This window comes from Streptomyces sp. NPDC059454 (assembly GCF_042749965.1).
Taxonomy (GTDB): Bacteria; Actinomycetota; Actinomycetes; order Streptomycetales; family Streptomycetaceae; genus Streptomyces.
Map to the genome: position 1 here is coordinate 62,194 of NZ_JBHYVC010000020.1, position 21,180 is coordinate 83,373.

19 protein-coding genes and 1 pseudogene are annotated in these 21,180 nt (G+C 71.3%); 9 read left to right on the forward strand and 11 right to left on the reverse strand.

All coding sequences use genetic code 11. The features are described from left to right. Positions 1-178: 178 nt before the first annotated feature. Positions 179-1,003: an ABC transporter permease gene (locus ACFXAE_RS16480; protein ID WP_384714424.1), complete on the reverse strand. Its 825-nt coding sequence runs from the start codon at positions 1,001-1,003 to the stop codon at positions 179-181. Next, positions 1,000-1,974 carry an ATP-binding cassette domain-containing protein gene (locus ACFXAE_RS16485; RefSeq protein WP_384714427.1) on the reverse strand — a complete coding sequence of 325 codons (975 nt, stop codon included), beginning with the start codon at positions 1,972-1,974 and terminating at the stop codon, positions 1,000-1,002. The genes ACFXAE_RS16480 and ACFXAE_RS16485 overlap by 4 nt, the downstream gene beginning before the upstream one ends. A gap of 86 nt (positions 1,975-2,060) precedes the next feature. Here ACFXAE_RS16485 and ACFXAE_RS16490 point away from each other — a divergent pair, with 86 nt between their 5' ends. After that, entirely contained in the window at positions 2,061-2,840 is a 780-nt protein-coding gene (locus ACFXAE_RS16490; protein WP_384714430.1) for a TetR/AcrR family transcriptional regulator, read from the forward strand. Here the strand turns inward: ACFXAE_RS16490 and ACFXAE_RS16495 are convergent, their stop codons facing one another. Continuing rightward, a complete protein-coding gene (locus tag ACFXAE_RS16495) occupies positions 2,841-3,815 on the reverse strand; it encodes a WD40 repeat domain-containing protein (RefSeq protein WP_384714433.1) in 975 nt (324 codons plus the stop codon). Positions 3,816-3,933: 118 nt separating this feature from the next. On the opposite strand from ACFXAE_RS16495, the gene ACFXAE_RS16500 reads away from it, so the two are divergent. From ACFXAE_RS16500 to ACFXAE_RS16510, 3 genes are all read left to right on the forward strand, one after another. Then, positions 3,934-4,581, forward strand: coding sequence for a GDSL-type esterase/lipase family protein (locus ACFXAE_RS16500; RefSeq protein ID WP_384714436.1), 648 nt, complete (start codon positions 3,934-3,936; stop codon positions 4,579-4,581). A gap of 110 nt (positions 4,582-4,691) precedes the next feature. Continuing rightward, positions 4,692-5,294, forward strand: coding sequence for a Uma2 family endonuclease (locus ACFXAE_RS16505; protein WP_384714439.1), 603 nt, complete (start codon positions 4,692-4,694; stop codon positions 5,292-5,294). A 30-nt stretch (positions 5,295-5,324) separates the two neighbouring features. Next, positions 5,325-6,317 (forward strand): aldo/keto reductase, encoded by a 993-nt coding sequence (locus ACFXAE_RS16510; RefSeq protein ID WP_384714442.1) that lies wholly within the window; start codon positions 5,325-5,327, stop codon positions 6,315-6,317. Positions 6,318-6,483: 166 nt separating this feature from the next. Here ACFXAE_RS16510 and thpR read toward each other — a convergent pair whose 3' ends face one another. The 3 genes from thpR to ACFXAE_RS16525 are packed head-to-tail and all read right to left on the reverse strand — an operon-like array spanning position 6,484 to position 8,933. Next, positions 6,484-7,080, reverse strand: a complete 597-nt coding sequence (gene thpR / locus ACFXAE_RS16515) for an RNA 2',3'-cyclic phosphodiesterase (RefSeq protein WP_384714447.1) — start codon at positions 7,078-7,080, stop codon at positions 6,484-6,486. A 15-nt stretch (positions 7,081-7,095) separates the two neighbouring features. Beyond that, positions 7,096-8,460 carry an MFS transporter gene (locus ACFXAE_RS16520; protein ID WP_384714450.1) on the reverse strand — a complete coding sequence of 455 codons (1,365 nt, stop codon included), beginning with the start codon at positions 8,458-8,460 and terminating at the stop codon, positions 7,096-7,098. A gap of 35 nt (positions 8,461-8,495) precedes the next feature. Next, positions 8,496-8,933: a MarR family winged helix-turn-helix transcriptional regulator gene (locus ACFXAE_RS16525; protein WP_384714453.1), complete on the reverse strand. Its 438-nt coding sequence runs from the start codon at positions 8,931-8,933 to the stop codon at positions 8,496-8,498. A gap of 155 nt (positions 8,934-9,088) precedes the next feature. Here ACFXAE_RS16525 and ACFXAE_RS16530 point away from each other — a divergent pair, with 155 nt between their 5' ends. Then, complete coding sequence (locus ACFXAE_RS16530; protein ID WP_384714456.1) at positions 9,089-9,271, forward strand: ribbon-helix-helix protein, CopG family; 183 nt, start codon at positions 9,089-9,091, stop codon at positions 9,269-9,271. A 32-nt stretch (positions 9,272-9,303) separates the two neighbouring features. On the opposite strand, the gene ACFXAE_RS16535 is transcribed toward ACFXAE_RS16530, so the two are convergent. Further along, positions 9,304-10,755, reverse strand: coding sequence for an NCS2 family permease (locus ACFXAE_RS16535; RefSeq protein WP_384714459.1), 1,452 nt, complete (start codon positions 10,753-10,755; stop codon positions 9,304-9,306). Between the two features lie 181 nt (positions 10,756-10,936). Here ACFXAE_RS16535 and ACFXAE_RS16540 point away from each other — a divergent pair, with 181 nt between their 5' ends. Both ACFXAE_RS16540 and ACFXAE_RS16545 read left to right on the forward strand, forming a co-directional pair. Further along, positions 10,937-11,230, forward strand: a complete 294-nt coding sequence (locus tag ACFXAE_RS16540) for a DUF2530 domain-containing protein (protein WP_384714462.1) — start codon at positions 10,937-10,939, stop codon at positions 11,228-11,230. Positions 11,231-11,467: 237 nt separating this feature from the next. After that, a complete protein-coding gene (locus ACFXAE_RS16545; protein WP_384714465.1) occupies positions 11,468-13,867 on the forward strand; it encodes an HAD-IC family P-type ATPase in 2,400 nt (799 codons plus the stop codon). A 15-nt stretch (positions 13,868-13,882) separates the two neighbouring features. Here the strand turns inward: ACFXAE_RS16545 and ACFXAE_RS16550 are convergent, their stop codons facing one another. Both ACFXAE_RS16550 and ACFXAE_RS16555 read right to left on the reverse strand, forming a co-directional pair. After that, a complete protein-coding gene (locus ACFXAE_RS16550; RefSeq protein ID WP_384714468.1) occupies positions 13,883-14,755 on the reverse strand; it encodes a hypothetical protein in 873 nt (290 codons plus the stop codon). 166 nt (positions 14,756-14,921) lie between these two features. Then, on the reverse strand, positions 14,922-18,068 hold the full coding sequence (locus ACFXAE_RS16555) for a sacsin N-terminal ATP-binding-like domain-containing protein (RefSeq protein WP_384714471.1): 3,147 nt from the start codon (positions 18,066-18,068) through the stop codon (positions 14,922-14,924). Between the two features lie 502 nt (positions 18,069-18,570). Between ACFXAE_RS16555 and ACFXAE_RS16560 the strand changes: the two genes are divergently transcribed. Beyond that, a complete protein-coding gene (locus ACFXAE_RS16560) occupies positions 18,571-19,176 on the forward strand; it encodes a M23 family metallopeptidase (protein WP_384714474.1) in 606 nt (201 codons plus the stop codon). A gap of 73 nt (positions 19,177-19,249) precedes the next feature. Here the strand turns inward: ACFXAE_RS16560 and ACFXAE_RS16565 are convergent, their stop codons facing one another. Then, a complete protein-coding gene (locus tag ACFXAE_RS16565) occupies positions 19,250-19,459 on the reverse strand; it encodes a DUF397 domain-containing protein (RefSeq protein WP_384714477.1) in 210 nt (69 codons plus the stop codon). After that, positions 19,456-20,338: pseudogene (locus ACFXAE_RS16570) on the reverse strand (helix-turn-helix transcriptional regulator). The gene ACFXAE_RS16565 and the pseudogene ACFXAE_RS16570 overlap by 4 nt, the downstream one beginning before the upstream one ends. 159 nt (positions 20,339-20,497) lie before the next feature. Between ACFXAE_RS16570 and ACFXAE_RS16575 the strand changes: the two are divergent. Further along, entirely contained in the window at positions 20,498-20,959 is a 462-nt protein-coding gene (locus tag ACFXAE_RS16575) for an ATP-binding protein (RefSeq protein WP_384714480.1), read from the forward strand. Positions 20,960-21,180: the final 221 nt, after the last annotated feature.

The window sequence follows — 21,180 nt, forward strand, 5'->3', positions numbered from 1 at the left end:
CCGGCTCCCGCCCAGAACGCCCCTCCCGCCTTTCCCCGGCCCTGGTCACCTGCTCTCCCCACCGCGGGAACCCCGAACTCGGCTGCCCCGCATCGGCCGGCCGAGCCGTCCCCGCCGGGCACCCCAGGCACCGGGTGCGCCCGCAGTGAACGGGTCCGGGGCGTCCCGGGAGCGCCGCTCACCGGCTGAGCCGCTGGAACCTCCGCACCGCGAGCGGCAGGAAGACCGCCGTCAGGATCACCGGCCACACCCCCGCCATCAGCAGCGCGTGCTGCTCGACCCAGGAGTCGCCGCCGCCGACCGGGGTGCCGAACAGCTCGCGGGCCGCCGCCGCCGTGGAGGAGATCGGGTTCCAGGCCGCCACCCAGCCCAGCCAGTCCGGCATCAGCTGCGGGGCGACGAAGATGCTGGAGATCATCGTCAGCGGGAAGGCGACCGCGAACAGGCCGCCCGCCGCCTCCGGGTTGGGCACCAGCAGCCCCAGCCAGACCCCGATCCAGATCAGCGCGAACCGCAGCCACAACAGCAGTCCGAACGCCGCCAGGAAGCCCCAGCCGCCGTCCGGCCGCCAGCCCATGGCCAGCGCGGTGAGCATCATGATGCCCAATTCGGCGCAGGCGACGACCAGATCGGTCACCCCGCGTCCGGCCACCACCGCCGAGGAGGCCATCGGCATGGAGCGGAAGCGGTCGATGACCCCCTTGGTGGAGTCGTAGACGACGACGGTCGCGGTGTTGATGAAGCCGAACGCCATGGTCATCACGAACATGCCCGGCATCAGGAAGTCCTTGTAGTCCCCGCCGCCCGGCACGGTCATCGCGCTGCCGAAGACATAGCCGTAGAGGAGGACCGACAGGATCGGGAAGCCCAGCTGCCAGGCGATGTTGACGGGCTGGCGCCGGTAGTGGGTCAGCCCGCGGCGGACGATGTTCCAGCAGTCCGCCAGGGCCCAGTACGCGCGGCCGTGCGTGGCCGGGCCGGTGGTCGGGTCGAGCGCGCTCATGCCGCCGCCTCCTTCTCCGTGCGGTGTCCGGTCAGGCGCAGGAACACGTCGTCGAGGCTGGGCCTGCGCAGCCCGATGTCCTCGACCCGTACGCCCTCGTCCTGGAGGGTGCGCGCCACGTCGGTCAGCGCGGCCACCCGGTCGGTCACGGGAGCGTGCACCCGCAGCTCGGTCTCGTCCGACTCGGGTTCGCCGTCGGCGACCCGGGCGACCACCTTCACCACCCGCGGGATGTCGGACCGCTCGGCGACCACGACCTCGACGCGGTCACCGCCGACCAGGTTCTTCAGCCCGTCCGGGGTGTCGTCGGCGATGGACCGGCCCTGGTCGATGACCGTGATCCGGGAGGCCAGCCGGTCGGCCTCCTCCAGGTACTGCGTGGTCAGCAGCACGGTCGTACCATCGGCCACCAACGCCCTTACCGAATCCCAGACTTCACCCCTGCTGCGGGGGTCAAGACCCGTCGTCGGCTCGTCCAGGAACAGTACGGCCGGGGCGAGGATCATCGAGGCGGCGAGGTCGAGTCGGCGCCGCATGCCACCGCTGTAGTCGCCCACGCCCTTGTCGGCGGCGCCGGTCAGGTCGAACTGCTCCAGCAGCTCCACCGCCCGCGCCCTGGCGCGCCCGCCGCCGAGGTGGAACAGCCTGCCGAACATCTCCAGGTTCTGCCGCCCGGTGAGCACCTCGTCCACCGCCGCGTACTGCCCGGTGAGCCCGATCCGCGCCCGCACCTCGCGCGCCCTGCGGCTGACGTCGAGTCCGGCCACCGTGGCCCGGCCGCCGTCGAGCCGGATCAGCGTCGACAGGATGCGTACGGCGGTGGTCTTGCCGGCGCCGTTCGGCCCGAGCAGCCCGTGCACCGTGCCCGTCCGGACGGTGAGGTCGAAGCCGTCGAGCGCGCGCTTCTCCCCGTAGCGCTTCTCCAGGCCCTCGGCACGGACCGCGTAATCGTCGTCGTCGTTCTCGTTCATGGGTCCCCCTTCCAGCAACTGGGTACACCGTACCCGATTGCGCGTACGTCGTACCCAGTTTTTTCGCCCGGTCCTAGACTGCCCTCATGAGCAGCGGCAGGAGCGGTACCGAGACCAGCGGCAGCGGCGACATCGCCCGCACCCTCGACCTGCTGTGGGACACGGGTCCACGGCCCAGCCGGGGGCCGAAACCGGGTCTGACGCTGGAGCGCATCGTGGAGGTCGCCATCGAGGTCGCCGACCGGGACGGAATCGGCGCGCTGTCGATGCGCCGCATCGCCACGGAGCTCGGCACCGGCACGATGTCCCTGTACCGCTACGTCCCCGGCAAGGGCGAGCTGCTCGACCTGATGCTGGACCGGGTGCAGCGGCCCTCGGAGAACCCCGCTGACCTCGGCGACGGCGACTGGCGCTCGGCGCTGGAGGCCCTGGGCCGCGCCGCCCTCGCCCTGTACCGCCGGCATCCCTGGCTGCTGGAGGTCAACCAGTCACGCCCGATCCTGGGCCCGAGCGCGCTGGACGGAATGGAGAGGGTCCTCTCCCGGATCAAGCCGATGGGGCTGTCCGACCCGGAGCTGCTGTCGGCGATCATCATGATCGACGGGTATGTCGTCGGGGCCGCCCGTACGCAGGTGTACCAGCTGGAAGCGGAGCGCAGCTCCGGGCTGACGGACGCGCAGTTCTGGGAGGCCCAGCAGCCGGCCTTGGAGAAGGCCATGCTCAGCGGGCGCTACCCCGTCCTGGCCGGACTCTCCGAGGACACCTTCGGCCCCGACTTCGACCACTTCGAGTTCGGGTTGCAGCGCATCCTGGACGGTCTTGAGGTGTTCGTCGCCGGGCGGGACGCGGGGCGACAGGACGGCTGATCAGCGGTTGCGGCGCCGCAGCAGCCGGAAGAGGAGCACGCCGAGGAGGGCCGCCGCGGCGGCGGCGCCGATCCTCATGTCGCCCCCGGTCCCGTCACCGGTCGCGCCGCCGCTCCCGCTCTCCTCGCCCTCGGCGCCCGCACCCGGCTCTCCACCGCCCCCGGGCGCGTCCTCGGCCTCGACGCGGCTCCCGGCACCCTCCATGCCGAGCAGCAGCTTCCTGCCGTCGGTGGTGTAGGTGGCGGACTCGCCCTGCCCCAGGGGCACGCTGATCCGCCCCCCGCGCCGGATCTCGCCGCCGTTCCAGTCGTACCAGATGCCTCCGAGGTAACCGCGCACGGCGAGCCGCTCGCCGTCCGGGGAGAACGCGGCGTCGGTGGCCCAGAGGTCGACGGGGACGGTGGGCCGGAAGACGTTCGTTCCGGAGGCGGAGAGCTTCGCCGGACCCTCGTACAGGTGTCCGCCGTCCTCGTTCTTGTCGATGAGGTAGACCCGTCCGGTCTTCGGGTGGACGACCATCGACTCCGCGTCGCGGGCGCCGTCCGCGTACTTCACGACGTACTGCGTCGCCCGGACCGTCCGGTCCTTCAGCTCCGTCGGCTCGGGCAGCTCGTAGATCCACACGTGGGGCCAGGTGCCGCCGAGGTTGTCCCCGATGTCACCGACGAGGATCCGGTTGCCCGGTCCGACGGCGATCGCCTCGACGTCACGGGGCGTGCCGACGCCGGAGAGCGCGACGCGTGCGACCGTCTCGCCGGTGCCGCCGTCGACGGCGTACAGGTAGGGCCCGCTGTCCTGGTCGTTGTGGGTCCAGTAGACGCCGGGGTGGAGACGGGAGGCGGCGAGTCCGCTGGACTCGGTGATGCGCGGGTCCTTGATGGTGAAGCCCTCGTCGCCGTCGGCTGCGGAGGCGGTGGGCACGGCGAGCACGCCCGTGAGGAGGGCCGCGGCGAGCAGGGCGAAGGGTCGGCGCATGTGCCAAGAGTGCCATTGTTCAGCGCACTTCACGGCGGGTGTCGGGACTCACATCGCGGCGGCCGGACCGATCGTCCATGATGATCGGGTGCTCAGGTTCATGCCCGTAGGCGACTCGATGACGATCGGGAGCGCGGGTGAACACACCTGGCGCTACCGACTGTGGCAGCACCTGTGCACGGCGTACGACGGCCCCTTCACGCTGGTCGGCCCGCGCGAGACGCTGCACGACCCGGCGACGGACGCCCCCACCTCGTACGCGTACGCCGTCCCCGACTTCCCCCGCGCCCACCTGGCCGGCTGGGGCGAGGGCTGGCACCACATGGTCCCGCTGATCGGCGAGGCCGTGCGCTCCTGCCGCGCGGACGTGCTGCTGGTGTCGCTGGGCCTGATCGACCTGGGCTTCTACACGAACGCCGAGCAGACGGCGGACAACGTCCGCGCCTTCGTGGCCGCGGCGCGGGAGGCGAACCCGCGCGTCCGCGTGGCCGTCATGCCGGTGATCCGCAACATCCGGGCGGAGGCCGACCCGGCCTTCGCCGAACAGGTCGCCCACTTCAACGAACTCCTGGCGAAGACCGTCACCGACCTGGACGAACCGGGCTCGCCACTGCTGCTGGTCCCGCCGCCGGCGTCGTACGACTTCCACACGGACACCTACGACGGCACGCATCCCGACGAGAGCGGCGAGCACAGGATCGCGGGGGCGTTCGCGGGGGCGATGTGGCGGGGGTGGGGGCTGGGCGGGCCGTACGCGGCGGGGTAGCGGCCGGGGAGTTCTGGCATATGCGCCCGGCCCCGTGTCCTGTTCGCCGTGCGTATCGTTGTACCACGCGGCCGCACTCGTCCGTGGGGCGACCGGGGAGGAGCGCCACGATGACCGTCCTTGAAGACAGGATCGCCATGGCCGACGTCAACACTCAGCGCTTGGACGAGTGGTTCGAGCGCCTGGAGCGGATGCCCGTCCCCGAAGGATTCAGGGTCGAGATCGTCGGGGGCAACGTCTACATGACACCGCAGCATGACACTCATTGGACCATCATCTTCAAGCTCGCCATGGCTGTTGAAGCCCGGTTCGGGGAGGACGTCAAGGTGTTCTCGGATGTCCGCATCGACTTCCCCGGCCACGAGAACGGTCTCTGCCCGGACGTCGCCGTGCTCCGCGCCCCCGCCGAGAAGGACGACGAGGGCCACTGGCGCTACGAGGACGTCGAATTCGTCTTCGAGGTCGTCTCCGAGGGCACGGCCGCCAACGACTACGGCCCGAAGAAGGCCGCCTACGCGACCGCCGAGGTCCCCCTCTACGTCATCGTCGACCCCTACCAGGGCCGCTGCTACGTCTACACCGACCCGAAGAACGGCGACTACGTCACGCGGACGCGGGTGGACTTCGGCGACGACATCGATCTGACCGGCACCGTGGCCGACCTGACCGTGAGCACCAGCGCCTTCCCCCGGGACCGGTCCCCTCTTGCATAGAGCGCACTCCAGGCCGTTGGCTTGACGACCATGAAGTACACGCAGCTCGGACGCACGGGACTCAAGGTCAGCCGGCTCGTCCTCGGGACGATGAACTTCGGTCCGCAGACCGACGAGGCCGACAGCCACGCCATCATGGACGCCGCGCTGGACGCGGGTCTGAATTTCTTCGACACGGCCAACGTCTACGGCTGGGGCGAGAACAAGGGCCGTACCGAGAGCATCATCGGCAGCTGGTTCGCGAAGGGCGGCGACCGCCGCGACAAGGTGGTCCTCGCGACCAAGGTCTACGGGAACATGGGCGCCGACGGCGAGGCGTGGCCCAACCACGACAAGCTGTCCGCGGTGAACATCCGGCGGGCCGTCGACGCCTCGCTGAAGCGGCTGGGGACCGACTACATCGACCTCTACCAGTTCCACCACGTCGACCGGAACACCCCGTTCGAGGAGATCTGGCAGGCGATCGACGTCCTGGTCCAGCAGGGCAAGGTCCTCTACGCCGGTTCCTCGAACTTCCCCGGCTACAAGATCGCCCAGGCCAACGAGACCGCCGCCCGGCGCGGCGGCACCATCGGCCTGGTCAGCGAGCAGTGCCTCTACAACCTCGCCGAGCGCCGCGCCGAGATGGAGGTCATCCCGGCCGCGCAGGAGTACGGGCTCGGGGTCATCCCCTGGTCGCCGCTGCACGGCGGGCTGCTGGGCGGTGTGATCAAGAAGGAGGTCCAGGGCGGCCGGCGTGCCTCCGGGCGGGCCGCCGACACGCTCGCCGATCCGGCGTCCCGCGCGCAGATCCAGGCGTACGAGGACCTGCTCGACAAGCACGGCGTCGAGCCCGGCGAGGCCGCGCTGGCCTGGCTGCTCACCCGGCCCGGCGTGACAGGACCGATCGTCGGTCCGCGCACGGCCGAGCAGCTCGCGTCCGCGCTGCGGGCGGTCGAGCTGGAGCTGAGCGAGGAGCTGCTGACCTCGCTGGACGAGATCTTCCCGGGTCCGGGGCCTTCGCCGGAGGCCTTCGCCTGGTAGCAGCGCGTACGGGGGCCGGCGGCGGCGCTGATCGCCCGGCGTCGCGTACAGCGGCCGGCGGCGGCGCTAATTGCCCAGCGCCGCCGCCAGCGCCACCACGACGAACATCAGCACGAGTGCGCCGGCCATGATCCGGTTACGGGTCTTCGGGTCCACGCCCTCGAGCCTAACCGGCCGCGCCCAGTGCCCGGCGGGCGACCGCCTCGTAACGGGGCTGCTCGCCCGGCACCCCGGACGTCGGCAGGTTGCTGCGCACCAGCACCAGCTCGTCCACGGTCCAGGTACGGCTGCGGAACGCGTGCAGGGCTTCCACGTACGGCCGTGTGTCGACGGCGTCCCGGCTGCGGGCCACCGTCAGGTGGGCCTTGTAGCGGCGGTGGTCCTCCATCGGCACCCCGGCCTTCCGCGCCGCGGCCTCGGCCCGTTCGGCCAGCAGCCGCATGGTGCGCAGGTCTCCCTCCGCCCCGGCCCACAGCACCCTGCCGTGCCCGAACTGACCGCCACCGCACAGGGCCAGCTCGAAGGGGTCCGTCCGGGACGCGGCCCGCCCCAGCCGCACCGTCAGCTCCGGTACGAGCCCGTCGTCGACCTCGCCGTAGAAGGCGAGCGTGAAGTGCCAATCAGCGGCTCCGCCGCGGGGCCACCCGGCCCGCCCGGTCCACCGCATCCCGTCCGCCCCGGGCAGCCTCCGCAACGCCGCCACCTCGGCGGCGAGCTCCTGGACCACGTCCTTCGGGGGCAGCACGGCGGCGAAGAGTCTCATGGGTCCAGTCTGCCGTCAGCCCGCGGGAGCCAGCGTTTCCTGACGCTCCCGCGGCACGAAGCGGACGCTGGGGTGGCACCGGCGCCAGCCCACCGACAGGCGCAGCCCGCCGACCCTCGCCAGGATCAGGCCGATGACGGCCGCCGCGGCCATCGCGACCGCGCCGCCGGCCGCGAAGCCGACGCGGGCGCCGTAGGTGTCGGTGATCCAGCCGACGATCGGGGCGCCGACCGGGGAGCCGCCGAGGAAGACCATCATGTAGAGGGCCATGACACGGCCGCGCACCGCCGGGTCCGTGGCCATCTGGAGGCTGGTGTTGGTGGTGACGTTGACCGTCATCGAGAACAGGCCCAGCGGGACCATGATCAGGGCGAACATCCACAGCTGCGGCGACGCTGCGGCGAGGATCTCCAGCGCGCCGAAGGCCAGCGCGGCCAGGATCAGCAGCCGCAGCCGGGCCGTGCCGCGCCGGGCGGCGAGCAGGGCGCCGGAGACCGAGCCGACCGCCATCAGCGTGTTGAACATGCTGTAGACGCCCGCGCCCCCGTGGAAGACGTCGTCGGCGAAGGCCGAGAGGTAGACGGGGAAGTTGAAGGCGAAGGTGCCGATGAAGCCGACCAGGACGATCGGCCAGATCAGCTCGGGCCGCCCGGCGACGTAGCGCAGGCCCTCCCGCAGCTGTCCCTTGCCGCGCGGGGCGCGCTCGACGGCGTGCAGCTCGCGGGCGCGCATCATCATCAGGCCGGCCAGCGGCGCGACGAAGGACAGGCCGTTGAGGAGGAACGCCCAGCCGGTGCCGACGCCGGTGATCAGCAGGCCCGCGACGGCGGGGCCGACCAGGCGGGCGGACTGGAAGTTCGCGGAGTTCAGACTGACCGCGTTCTGCAGCTGGCCGGGGCCGACGAGTTCGGAGACGAAGGACTGGCGGGCCGGGTTGTCGACGACGGTCGCGAGACCGAGGGCGAAGGCGGCGACGTAGATGTGCCAGACCTCGACCCGTCCCGTCAGGGTGAGGACGGCGAGCGCGAGGGAGGTGAGGGCCATCGCGATCTGGGTGACGATCAGGGTGGGGCGCTTGCGCAGGCGGTCGACGAGGACACCGCCGTACAGGCCGAACAGCAGCATCGGCAGGAACTGCAGGGCCGTGGTGATGCCGACGGCGGCCGAGGAGCCGGTGAGGGTGAGCACCAGCCAGTCCTGGGCGATGCGCTGCATCCAGGTGCCGATGTTGGAGACGACCTGGCCGACGAAGAACAGGCGGTAGTTCCTGATCCGCAGCGAGGCGAACATCGAGGTCCTGCGGGTGGGGGGTTCGGGGGCGGGCAGGGTGTCGTGGGGGTCAGGTGCGGGGGCGGAAGCTGCTCCGGATCCCGTACTCAAAGGGTTCGCCTCCCAGCTGCTGCTGTGCCGTGTGCTCAGACGTGCGCCAGTTTCTCCAGCACGGGGGCGGCGGCGCGCAGTTTCGCCCACTCGTCGTCGTCGAGTTCCTCGACCAGCGAGGCCAGGAACGCGTTCCGCTTGCGGCGGCTCTCCTCGAGCATCGCCTCGGCCCGCTCGGTCTGCGTGACGACCTTCTGGCGCCGGTCGTCGGGGTGCGGCTCGAGGCGGACCAGTCCCTTGGCCTCCAGCAGGGCCACGATGCGGGTCATCGACGGCGGCTGGACGTGCTCCTTGCGGGCGAGCTCGCCCGGGGTGGCCCGGCCGCAGCGGGCCAGGGTGCCCAGCACCGACATCTCGGTGGGGCTGAGGGACTCGTCGACGCGCTGGTGCTTGAGCCGACGGGACAGCCGCATCACGGCGGATCGGAGGGCGTTCACGGCGGCTGCGTCGTCGCCCTGGCTGAAGTCCGGCATGTTCTTTAGCGTAACTCATTACTCTCGCTAAGGACCACCCGGAACGGGTCCGCACACCCGTGACTCCGGCCACTCACGCCCGAGATCACTCGTACGAGTGATCTCTCAGCGAAACATCACACATCAAACCGGAGAATGGGGCAACGCTCATGCCCATGGGGACCGACGTGTTCAGCCTGCGCATCGACCACGACCTGCTCGAACGGCTTCGTGGGCATGCCGCCAAACGCGGCATGAGCGTCCAGGACTATGTCGTCCGGACGCTCATGCGCGATGACTTCGACCAGCGGTTCCAGGCCGCCGTCGAGGAGACGGAGAAGTTCTACGGGGTCACGTGAGCCCGTGGCACGGGACTCAGGTCGTCAGGTCATCAGGTCAGGCCCAGCGCCGGCATCAGGTAGTAGAAGGCGAACACCGCGGCCACCACGTACATCGCCGGCGGGACCTCCCGGCCGCGGCCGGCCGCCAGCCGCAGCACCGCGAAGGTGATGAAGCCCATGCCGATGCCGTTGGTGATCGAGTAGGTGAACGGCATCATCACCATCGTCACGAAGGCCGGGACGGCGATCGTGTGGTCCGCCCAGTCGATCTCCTTGACCGAACCGGCCAGGATCAGGAAGCCCACCGCGAGCAGCGCCGGGGTGGCCGCCTGGGAGGGGACCATCGTGGCGACGGGCGTGAGGAACAGCGCCACCGCGAACAGGCCGCCGGTGACGACGTTGGCGAAGCCGGTCCTCGCCCCCTCGCCGACACCGGCCGTGGACTCCACGAAGGCGGTGGTGGCCGAGGAGGAGCTGGCGCCGCCGGCGGCGACCGCGACACCGTCGATGAACAGGACCTTGCTGATGCCGGGCATCTGACCCTGCGCGTCGGTCAGCTTGGCCTCGTCCGAGACGCCCATGATCGTGCCCATCGCGTCGAAGAAGCACGACAGCAGCACGGTGAAGACGAACAGGACGCCGGTCAGCACGCCGACCTTGCCGAAGCCGCCGAACAGGCTGACCTCGCCGATCAGACCGAAGTCGGGGGTGGCGACCGGGTTGCCGGGCCAGGTCGGCGTCGTCAGGCCCCAGGACGGGACGTCGGCGACGGCGTTGATGACCACCGCGACGACCGTCATCGCGACGATCGAGATGAGGATCGCGCCCGGCACCCGGCGCACGATCAGCGCCAGCGTCAGCAGCGCGCCGAGGACGAAGACGAGCACCGGCCAGCCGGTGAGGTGACCGCCGGTGCCGAGCTGGAGCGGGACGGTGGTCTGGGCGGCGTCCGGCATACGGGTGACGAAACCGGAGTCGACCAGACCGATCAGCATGATGAACAGGCCGATGCCGATGGCGATGGCCTTGCGCAGGCCGTGCGGTACGGCGTTCATCACGCGCTCGCGCAGGCCGGTGGCGACCAGCAGCATCACGACGAAGCCGGCCAGCACCACCATGCCCATGGCGTCCGGCCACGACATGCGCGGCGCGAGCTGGAGCGCGACGACCGAGTTCACGCCGAGGCCGGCGGCCAGCGCGATCGGGACGTTGCCGATGACGCCCATGAGCAGCGTGGTGAACGCCGCGGTCAGGGCGGTCGCGGTGACCAGCTGACCGTTGTCGAGCTGGTTGCCGTACATGTCCTTCGCGCTGCCCAGGATGATCGGGTTCAGCACGATGATGTACGCCATCGCGAAGAAGGTGGCGAAACCTCCGCGGATCTCGCGGGACAGGGTGCTGCCGCGCTCGGAGATCCGGAAGTAGTGGTCGAGGGCGCCGGACGCGGCACCGGACCCCGGCTGCTCGGGGGTGGGGGCCTTGGTGGTGGCCGACGGGGACATGCGAGGACCTCATCACCGGCGGGCGCCCCCCGAAGCCCTTTGGTGTTTTCTACGAATGAAAGTGGTCAGAGGCAAACGGATTCAGTATGAACATATAACGTCGTTCACGCTATCTCCGCGCGTAGACCCACATGGTCCCGTGCGGTCCCCGTCACGCGTCGCGCCTCGTAAGCTTGTCCGCATGGCCGGGCTTTTTTCGGGATCCCCCAAGCACGAGGCGCCGGAGCCCCTGGAGGGCCCCGTGGTCGCCACCATCATCGGCGGCACGATCGTCTGGTTCGCCCTGTTCCTCGTCCAGCTGCCGTTCTACGGCTGGTTCGACGACCACGGCCACACCTGGTGGCTGTGGACCTGCCTGGCCGGCGGCGGGCTCGGCTTCATCGGCATCTGGTACGTCCGCGGGCGCGACGCCGCGCTCAAGCGGGCGGCCGAGGCTCCGGAGCCGGACCGCTCCCCCGCCCCGTCGGCCGACTGAGCCGACCGGCTCCCGCACCGCCGGCTCCCGCACCGTCGACTTCCGCACCGTCGACTTCCGCACCGCCGGCTCCCGCACCGTCGACTTCCGCACCGTCGACTTCCGCACCGCCGGCTCCCGCCCCACCGACTTCCGTACCGTCGCCGTACGACCACGGCACTACGGCCGTCCTCCCCAGGTCGGATCTTCCGCCCATCGGGTGGGTGGGCCGCCGAATCCGCACGTACCGTCGAGTGCATGACGCATCTCGAGGCGGGCGACCGGGTCGATGCCGTGCCACCCGCCAGGGTCACCTCACCGGTGACCGGGCTGACGGCCGCGGAAGTGGCCGAACGGGTGGCGCGCGGACAGGTCAACGACGTACCGGTGCGCAGCAGCCGGTCCCTGGCCGAGATCGTCCGCGCGAACGTCTTCACCCGGTTCAACGCGATCATCGGCGTGCTCTGGGTGATCATGCTGGTGGTCGCGCCCATCCAGGACAGCCTGTTCGGCTTCGTGATCCTCGCCAACACCGGCATCGGCATCGTCCAGGAGTGGCGGGCGAAGAAGACCCTCGACTCCCTCGCGGTGATCGGCGAGGTACGGCCCACCGTGCGCCGGGACGGGACGGCCGCGGAGGTCGGCACCTCCGAGATCGTGCTGGACGACCTGATCGAGGTCGGGCCGGGTGACAAGGTCGTCGTCGACGGGGTGTGCGTCGAGGCGGACGGCCTGGAGATCGACGAGTCACTGCTCACCGGCGAGGCCGACCCCGTGGTGAAGCGGCCCGGGGACCGGGTCATGTCCGGCAGCTTCGTCGTCGCGGGCGGCGGCTCCTTCCAGGCGACCCGGGTGGGGCGCGAGGCGTACGCGGCACAGCTCGCCGAGGAGGCGTCCCGGTTCACGCTGGTCCACTCCGAGCTGCGCAGCGGCATCTCCACGATCCTCAAGTACGTGACGTGGATGATGGTGCCGACCGCGATCGGCCTGGTCATCAGCCAGCTGGTGGTCAAGGACAACGAGCTGAAGAACTCGATCGCCCGCACGGTCGGCGGGATCGTGCCGATGGTCCCCGAGGGGCTGGTGCTGCTCACCTCCGTCGCCTTCGCGATCGGGGTGATCCGGCTGGGGCGCAAGCAGTGCCTGGTGCAGGAGCTGCCGGCGATCGAGGGGCTGGCCCGCGTCGACACGGTCTGCCTGGACAAGACGGGCACGCTCACCGAGGGCGGCATGGACGTCACCGAGCTGCGGGTGCTGGGGGACGGCGACGAGGAGTACCTGCGCAAGGTGCTGGGCGAGCTCGGCGCGGCGGACCCCCGCCCGAACGCCTCCCTGCAGGCGATCATCGACGCGTACCCGGACACCGAGGAGTGGCGCCTCACCGACACCCTGCCCTTCTCCTCCGCCCGCAAGTACAGCGGCGCGACGTTCGACGAGGGCCCCGGCACCTCCGTCACCTGGCTGCTGGGGGCGCCCGACGTGCTGCTGGACCCCGGCGACCCGGCGCTGGCCGAGACCGGGCGAATGAACGAGCAGGGGCTGCGGGTGCTGCTGCTCGCCCGCGCCCGTGACGGCGTGGACGTCGACGACCCCGGGGCCGCCGAGGGCGTACGCCCTGCCGCGCTGGTGGTGCTGGAGCAGCGGCTGCGCCCCGACGCGGCCGACACCCTGCGCTACTTCGCCGAGCAGGACGTCCGCGCCAAGGTCATCTCCGGGGACAACGCGGTGTCGGTCGGGGCGGTCGCGTCCAAGCTGGGCCTGTCCGGTACGACGGTGGACGCGCGCCGGCTGCCCGCCGACCCGGACGGCATGGCGAAGGCGCTGGACGACGGCACGGTGTTCGGGCGGGTCACCCCGCAGCAGAAGCGGGACATGGTGGGCGCGCTCCAGTCGACCGGCCATACGGTCGCGATGACCGGGGACGGCGTGAACGACGTGCTGGCGCTGAAGGACGCGGACATCGGCGTGGCGATGGGATCCGGTTCGGAGGCCACCCGGGCGGTCGCGCAGATCGTGCTGCTGAACAACAGCTTCGCCACGCTGCCGTCGGTGGTGGCGGAGGGGCGGCGGGTGATCGGCAACATCACCCGGGTCGCGACGCTGTTCCTGGTGAAGACGGTGTACTCGGTGCTGCTGGCGGTGCTGGTGGTGGTCTCGCAGGTGGAGTACCCGTTCCTGCCGCGCCACCTGACGCTGCTGTCCACGCTCACCATCGGCGTCCCGGCGTTCTTCCTGGCCCTCGCCCCCAACAAGGAGCGCGCCCGGCCGAACTTCGTACGGCGGGTCATGCGGTACGCGATCCCGGGCGGGGTGCTGGCCGCGCTGGCGACCTTCGTGTCGTACCTGGTCGCGCGGGAGCACTACACCGGTGCGGGCGCGCTGGAGGCGGAGACGAGCGCGGCGACGCTGACGCTGTTCCTGATCTCGATCTGGGTGCTGGCGATCATCGCCCGGCCGTACACCTGGTGGCGGGTCGGGCTGGTCGCGGCGATGGGGGCCGGATTCCTGCTGGTGCTGGTGGTGCCGTGGTTGCAGGAGTTCTTCGCGCTGAGGCTGGTCGGCATGACCATGCCGTGGGTCGCGACCGGGATCGCGGTGGTGGCGGCGGCCACCCTGGAGCTCCTGTGGAGGTGGGTGGACCGCCGCGTTCCCGCTTAGCGCGGAGGTTCGTTCCTACTGCACGTCGACGAAGTCACCGGCGGCGTTGACGGCCGGGGTGGTCGTGGTGCCCGCGAAGGAGTAACGGTAGTAGCCGTCGGCGGAAGCGGTGACGGTGGTCTTCAGCTCGCCCGTGGAGTTGGTCTTGATGGTCTTGAGCGTGGTGTAGGTGGTGGAGCTCTTCTTGCGGTACTGGAGCTTGACCGACTGGTTGGTGTAGCCGGCGTACTTGCCGGTCTCCCAGTTGGCGCGGGACAGCTTGCCCGTGACGGTGATGGTCTTGCCCTTCTTCACCGGCTCGGGGGAGGCGTTGACGGTCAGCTTGGAGTAGCGCTGGACCAGGATGGTGCCGAGGCCGCCCTCATCGGCGAACTCCTCCGTGGAGTAGTTCAGCGCCAGCGCGCCGCCCTTCCAGGTGCCGGCATCGGAGTTGATCAGCTCTCCGTCGCCCGGGTAGATGTCGACCTTGCCCGTGCAGTTGGCGGTGGTCGAGGAGGTCGCGGTGCAGGTGGCCGGGGCGATGCCGAGCAGGAGGTTGACCGGGGCGTCGTAGGAGCCCTTGTAGATGTACGGGCCGGTCGCGAAGTCCTGGGACTTGATGTTCACGTCGGCACCGTGCGTGATCTTGTACGTCACCGTGGTGGAGACATGGTTGGTCGTACCGACCTTGACCGCCTTGGCCATCTTGAAGTTGGAGAAGGAGACGTCCAGGTCGCCGATGACGGCGGCGGTGCTGAACGCCGATCGCTCGGACGGGCCGCGCGAGTCCGCGAGCGCGGCGACGGCCTCCTCCTGGTACGAGGAGCCGTCGGCGTGCGCGGCCGGGACGGCGAGGGTGGACAGGGCCAGGACGCCGGAGACGGCGGCCACGGTGGCGCGAATACGCATGTGTTCCCCATGTGGAGAAGGGGGCCCCGGCTCTGGTCGTTTCGTACGGCTCGTCGTCGGCCAGGGCCCCGAATGATCGTGAAGTCTGTTGACTCACATGATCAGATACGCCACTCGGTCACATGGTTGTACGGGAAGTGAAAGATTCGTGCGAGGTTCTCCGGGCTCAGTCGAACCAGCGGTCCCGCGCCAGCTCCTCCGTCCGCGACGGATCCTCCAGCAGTGCCGCCACCTCGAAGCGCCGGGGCCACTGGCCCGCCGCCCAGGCGAGGCCCGCGGCCACGCCCTCCAGGGTCGCGGCGTGCAGGACGCCGTCGTCCGTCAGGCGCCAGTCGATCTCCACGCCGTCGACGACGAGTTCCTCGTGCTCGACGTACGACGCCGGGGTGCGCGGCCCCAGCAGCACCCGCACCGGCTCCGGTACGTCGTGCTCGACGCCCTCGGAGTCCACCTCGCCGGTGACGGACTCGCTCAGCCGCCGCACCTGGAACAGCTCGGCCAGCTCGGCGGCCCGCGCCGGACGCACCGGCAGCAGCGGCACACCGGACGTGAACGGCAGCAGGTCGGGCGAGTCGACGACCACCGCGTCGGCGGCGTCCACCACCTCGACCCGGCCGTCGACCACGGCCCGCAGATCGTCCGGCAGGGTCACCTGTTCGGGATCCAGTTCGGCCAGCGCGCCGTACAAGGCGTGCAGTTGGGCGGCCGTGACGGGGCGGTCGGGGTCGGCGAGGCGGTCCAGCAGCTCCGCCGCGCCGCCGGGTTCGTCGAGGAGCGCGGCCACCGAGGTCCGTACACCCAGCGCCCGCAGCACCTGCTCGTCCTCGAACCCGGCCGCGTCGGCCTCGTCGTACAGGCCCCGCAGCAGCGGGTCGCCGCCGGCCGCGCGCAGGCCGGCGGGTCGGCGCCCGCCGATCACCGGGTGCCCGCGCAGCCACCAGGCGGTGTACGGCCGTACGACCTCGTGGGTGCCGTCGTGCAGCAGGATCCGCACCGGCTGGGTGAGCGCGTCGCGCAGCGGCGGGCGGGCGAGGAGGGCGAGGGCGCGGGGCCACTGGTCGTCGTCCACGAGGTCCAGGTCGCGCACGGCGACGAGCTCGGTGGCGACGGGCGGGACGGGGCTGTCCGGGAAGCGGTCGAGGACGTCTTCGCTCCACACGTCCACGGCGTCCAGCAGGCCGACGTCGTCGGGTTCGGCGAAGTCCCCTTCGCGGGGCTCCAGTTCGTCCGGGTCGAGGACGACGTCGGTGGCGCGGATCAGCGCGAAGTCCACCAGCACCCCGCAGGCGGCCAGCGGCTGTTCGCCCCACCGCTCGGCCAGTTCACCGTCCACGGCGGCGAGTTCGCCCTCACGCATGACCTGGGCGAACGGCCCGCCGGGGAAGACGAGTTCGCAGGCCGGGGAGAGTTCGCCGTCCTCGTCGGGCAGGGCGAGCGCGCCCAGCCAGGGCTCGTCGCCCGGTTCGAGACCGGCGTCGCGCACCAGGCCGAGCACGGTGTCGGCGAGTTCCTCGGCGTCCGGGGTGTCCTCCTCCCAGTTCACCCCGCCCTCGTCGTCGAGCGAGGCGGCGACGGCGGCCCGCACCTGCGGGGTGGTGAGCACGGCGCGCGGGGTGGCGGGGAGCGCGCCGAGCTTCTCCAGGAGGGGGTGGGCGGCGTCCGGGTGGGCGACCTTGAGCCCGAGCCGGGCCAGCACCTCGGGGTCGATCCGGGTGGCCTCCGCCCCGGGCAGCAGCACCTGACGGGGGCCGATGGTCGTGCGCCTGTCGGCCAGCGGCACGGGCAGCCCGGACAGCCGGTCCGGGTCGACCCCGGCGAGGCTGTCGTACAGCCGCCGCCACCAGTCGGGGGACTTCTCCAGGCCGGCCAGCCGGTCGACCGCGTCGGCGAGCGGGACGCGTGCCACGCCCAGCGTGCGCAGTTCCGCGCGGCGTTCGAGACCGGCGGGCAGGAGGGTGGGGAGGACTTCGGCGAGCACCCGTACGGTGTCGGCCCCCGCGCCCTCGACGACCTCGGCGTCGCGGGGCCGCAGCGACTCCGGCAGGTCGGAGTCGCCGTCCTGCCCGCGCGGCTCGACGGCGGGCGGCAGGAAGGACGTACGGGGCAGCCGTTCGAGGATCGCCCGGCGCAGGGCGCCGTCCAGTTCGCCCTTGCCGAGCGGTCCCGGTACCAGGTCGATGATCCCGGCGGCCACCGGGCGCCAGTCGGCGAGGAGCCCGGCGTAGGCGTCGGCGGCGCGCTGCACGAGGAAGTCGGTGAGCGGGCCGGGGGCGGCGTGCCGGCGGGTGGAGTCCAGCGGGAGGGAGGCGATGAGCAGCGCGGGCACGCCGAGCGGCTCGTCGCTGGGGGTGGGCGCGTGCACGACGGCGCTGGTGCGGGGCCGGGCGGGGGCCCCGTCGGAGCCCACGGGAACGGCCCAGGTGACCGACCAGTGCGGGCGCAGCCGCTCCTCGACCGGCCGGTCGGCGAGCAGATCCGGGGTGAGCGGACCGTGCGCGACGGCGGTGCGCCAGCGGGTGGCGCCCTCCCTGGAGTCCTCGACGACGACGAGACCGTCCTCGTCGCGGCGACCGACGGTACGGGGCTCCGCGTCCCCGGTCTCGACGACCACCTCCTCCAGGCCGGGCAGGGCGAGCAGCAGGGCGTCGTCGACGGCGTGCAGCAGCCGCTCGGCGAGATCGGCGGCGGCGGTGTCGCGCAGCGGGAGGATGACGGCGGTGTCGTACGGGCCGGGCGCGGTGCCCTCGGCGGCGAACGGCAGCCGGAGCAGCGGCACGTGCCCGTCCCGGCGGCGGATCTCGTCCCCGAGGCCGGGACTGTGCCGGGCGGTGTCCCCGGCGAGCTCCCGCGCCTCGGCCAGCGACCAGCGCACCCCGCCGTGCCGCCCGACGACGGCGGGCTCGTCGGTGACGGCGAGGACGGCGGCGAAGCCGACGCCGAACCGGCCCACGGCCCGGTCCGGGGCGTCCCGCTTGGCGGAGGCCCGCAGCGTGGACAGCGACTCCACACCGGCCGCGTCCAGTGGTGCCCCGGTGTTGGCGGCGACGAGGACCCCGTCGCGCAGGGTGAGCCGCAGCCGGCCCGGCACGCCGGCCCGGGCGGCGGCGTCGGCGGCGTTCTGGGCGAGTTCGACGACGAGGCGGTCCCGGTAGCCGCCGAGGACGAGGTCCTCCTCGGCGTTGGCGTCCTCACGGAAGCGGGCGGGGCTGGTGACCCAGGCGTCCAGGACCCCGCGCCGCAGACGCGCCGTACCGAACGGATCGGCACCCTCGGCGGCGGGCCGCACGAACTTGCTCACGTTGACTCTCCTCATCGGCCCACATCGGCGTGAGGTCGAAGGTACCGCCCCACGGCGCCCCCGGGACGCGGTGTCCGCGCCCCGCCGCCCCCCGCGCACGGCACGCCCCGCGTGGCGGCCGCCGTGCGCCGGCTCGTGCCCGACGCGGACGCCGCTCCCCGGCGGAGTCGGGGAGCGGGTCCGGAGACGCACGCCACATCCGCGGAGCGCCCGGACCGGGCTCCCGGTGACAAGCGGCACAGGGAAAACATCCGGTACTACCCGGAATAGTGGAAAAGTGGTTGACCGCAAAAAGGACATTTAGTGCGCAGAGCTGATCGATCAGCTTGAAATGGGGGGTTTCATCCCGTCCGGGACCACCCGTCAAGAGACGCGCATCTCATGCCCGAGGTACGACCTTTCGTCGTAGGTCACACCTTTGCGGCTTTTGGCCGGGTCCGGTTACCAAGGAACAGCCAGCACGGCACGGACCCGTTCCGCCGATGGCATCCCCCGCCCCCTCACCCACGAGGTTTCCATGCTCCAGCGCGTCACGTCCCGCCTCCCCCGTACGTCCCTGACCCAGACCCGCGCGGCCGTCCTGGCCGCCGGTATGGGCGCCACGGTCGTCCTGGGAGTCGGGGCCGCGGTCGCCGCCGAGAACACGGCCGCGCCCGGCGCCGCCACCGCCGCCCAGGCGCAGGCCGCCGCCAAGAAGACGACGGCTTCCTGGGTCTCCCCGGTGAAGAGCTACAAGCTGTCCGCGAGCTTCGCCCAGAACGGCGGCATGTGGGCGTCCAAGCACAGCGGCCAGGACTACGCCGTCCCGACCGGCACCCCGGTCGTCGCCACGCACGGCGGCACCGTCGTCAAGGCCGGCCCCAACGGCGCCGGCGACGGTCCCGCGTACGGCAACGCCGTCGTCATCAAGCACGGCAACAAGACGTACTCCCAGTACGCCCACCTTTCGCAGGTCGACGTGAAGATCGGCCAGATCGTCAAGACCGGCCAGAAGATCGCCCTGTCCGGCAACACCGGCAACTCCAGCGGCCCGCACCTGCACTTCGAGATCCGCACCACCCCGAACTACGGCTCCGCCGTGGACCCGGCGCAGTTCCTGCGCGCCAACGGCGTGCGGCTCTGACCCCGGTCACCTGACAGCACCCGAGCGACCCCGAGGACGGCCCCGCGCCGCTCTTCGGGGTCGCTTTCGGCGTTCAGCCTTCGGAGGCGTACGGGGCGAAACGCGCCCACGCGTCGGGGGTGAAGGCGAGGCGGGGGCCTGCGGTGTCCTTGGAGTCGCGGACGTGAACCGTGCCGGGGGTGAGGGCGAGTTCTACGCAGGAGTTGCCGTCGGTGCCGTCGCTGTAGCTGCTCTTGAACCACGCCGGCTCGCGGGCGTCACCGGTGGAGACCTTGGGGATCATTTTTCTCCCAGCAGTAGTTCCTCGATGAAGGCCAGCGACTCCCGGGGAGAGAGTGCCTGCGCCCGGATGGTGCCGTACCGCAGCTCGAGGATGCGCAGTTGCTTCGGTTCGGAGGTCGGCCGACCGTTGAACGCGCCGTCGGAGCGCCCCACTGCCGTGCCGTCCGCGAACTTCAGCACCTCGATCCTGCCGTCCACTCCGGGGTGGGCTTCGGTCTTCGTCGGCATCACCTGAAGCGTGACGTTGTGCAGCCGCCCCACCTCAAGCAGACGTTCGAGCTGCTGTCGCCACACCATTGTGCCTCCGACTTCCCTCTGCAACGTGGCCTCTTCCAGGACGAAGCTGACGGAAGGGGCCGGGTCACGCTCGAACACCGACCGCCGTTCCATGCGAGCGGCCACCATCCTGTCCACGTCGTCCGGGGCATACGGCGGCTGCGCCGCTTGGAACAGCGCCCGTGCGTGCTCGGGTGTCTGCAACAACCCGCTGATGCTGTTGCACACGTACCACCCCGATCTCGACTGCCCGCCCTTCCAGCTTGGCGATGTCCCGAACGGTCTTCGGGTACCGGACCTTCTTCACGTCCTCCCAGGCCGCCGCGATCAGCCCACCCGCGCCCAGGACCTCGTCCGCCTTGTCCAGGAACTCCTGCCGAGGGATCCGCTTGCCGCCCTCGATCTTGTACACCATGTCCTCGCCGTACCCGACGATCCGGCCGAACTCGGCGGCCCGCATCCCCGCCGCCTCGCGGCGCAGCTTCAGCTGCCGTCCGACGGTCGTGATGACCGCGACGCCCCACTCGTCGTCCGGGTCCACCTCCCAACCGGGTTCGTCCGCCTCTTCCTTGAGCCGACCCGCCTCCGCCTCGACCGCCGTCATCCCGCACCTCTCCCTCGACATCGTCCGTGACGCACCCGGCGCCCTGCCCGTACCAACCGTCGGAACAGCCCCGACAGCACCGGACAACCACCGGACAGTGACCGTACGCATGCGCTGAGTCACCAACCACGGTACGCAGATCCGGTCATGTTGAGTGATGTGAATCAGCAAACCGCCGAACCCGCCGTACCCGTCCGCAACTTCAGCGTGCAGCTCTCCCCCACGCCACGCGGCGCCCATCGAGCCCGGCAGCTGGGAGCAGACCGACTGCGCTCCTGGGGGCTGCCCGTGGACCCGGCCCGCCAGATCATCGCGGAGCTCGCCGTCAACGCGGTGACCCACGGCCGCGTACCGGGACGGGACTTCCGGCTCACGCTCTACGTCGTCGCCGACACCCTCCGCATCGAGGTCACCGATACACAGGGCGAACGGCTCCCCCAGCCGCAACCGGCCTCGTCCGACGCCGAGTCCGGCCGCGGCCTGCTGCCGGTCGAAGCGCTCGCCGACCGCTGGGGTGTGACCGGGGGCCGTTTCCCGCGCAAGACCGTCTGGGCCGAACTGCGCCTCGCTCCACCGGAACCGTCGACTTCCCGCGTCCCGGTGCGGGAGACGGGAAGGTGATGTCGGCCCGCGCCTGGACACGACCCATTCTCTGACACGTGCACACTTTGGCCACCACTGTCCACATGCCACTCATTCGAGCGATCACGTGACATTTCGTCGCCATCTGCTCACGGTTTTCAGAAAGGCATCCGCCTGTCGGCCACCGTGCCGGGTCCGCGTACCGGGCACCGGCCCGTGGAGCCGGCGCCTTTCTTCCAGTGCCCGTCGCCGATCGTGCG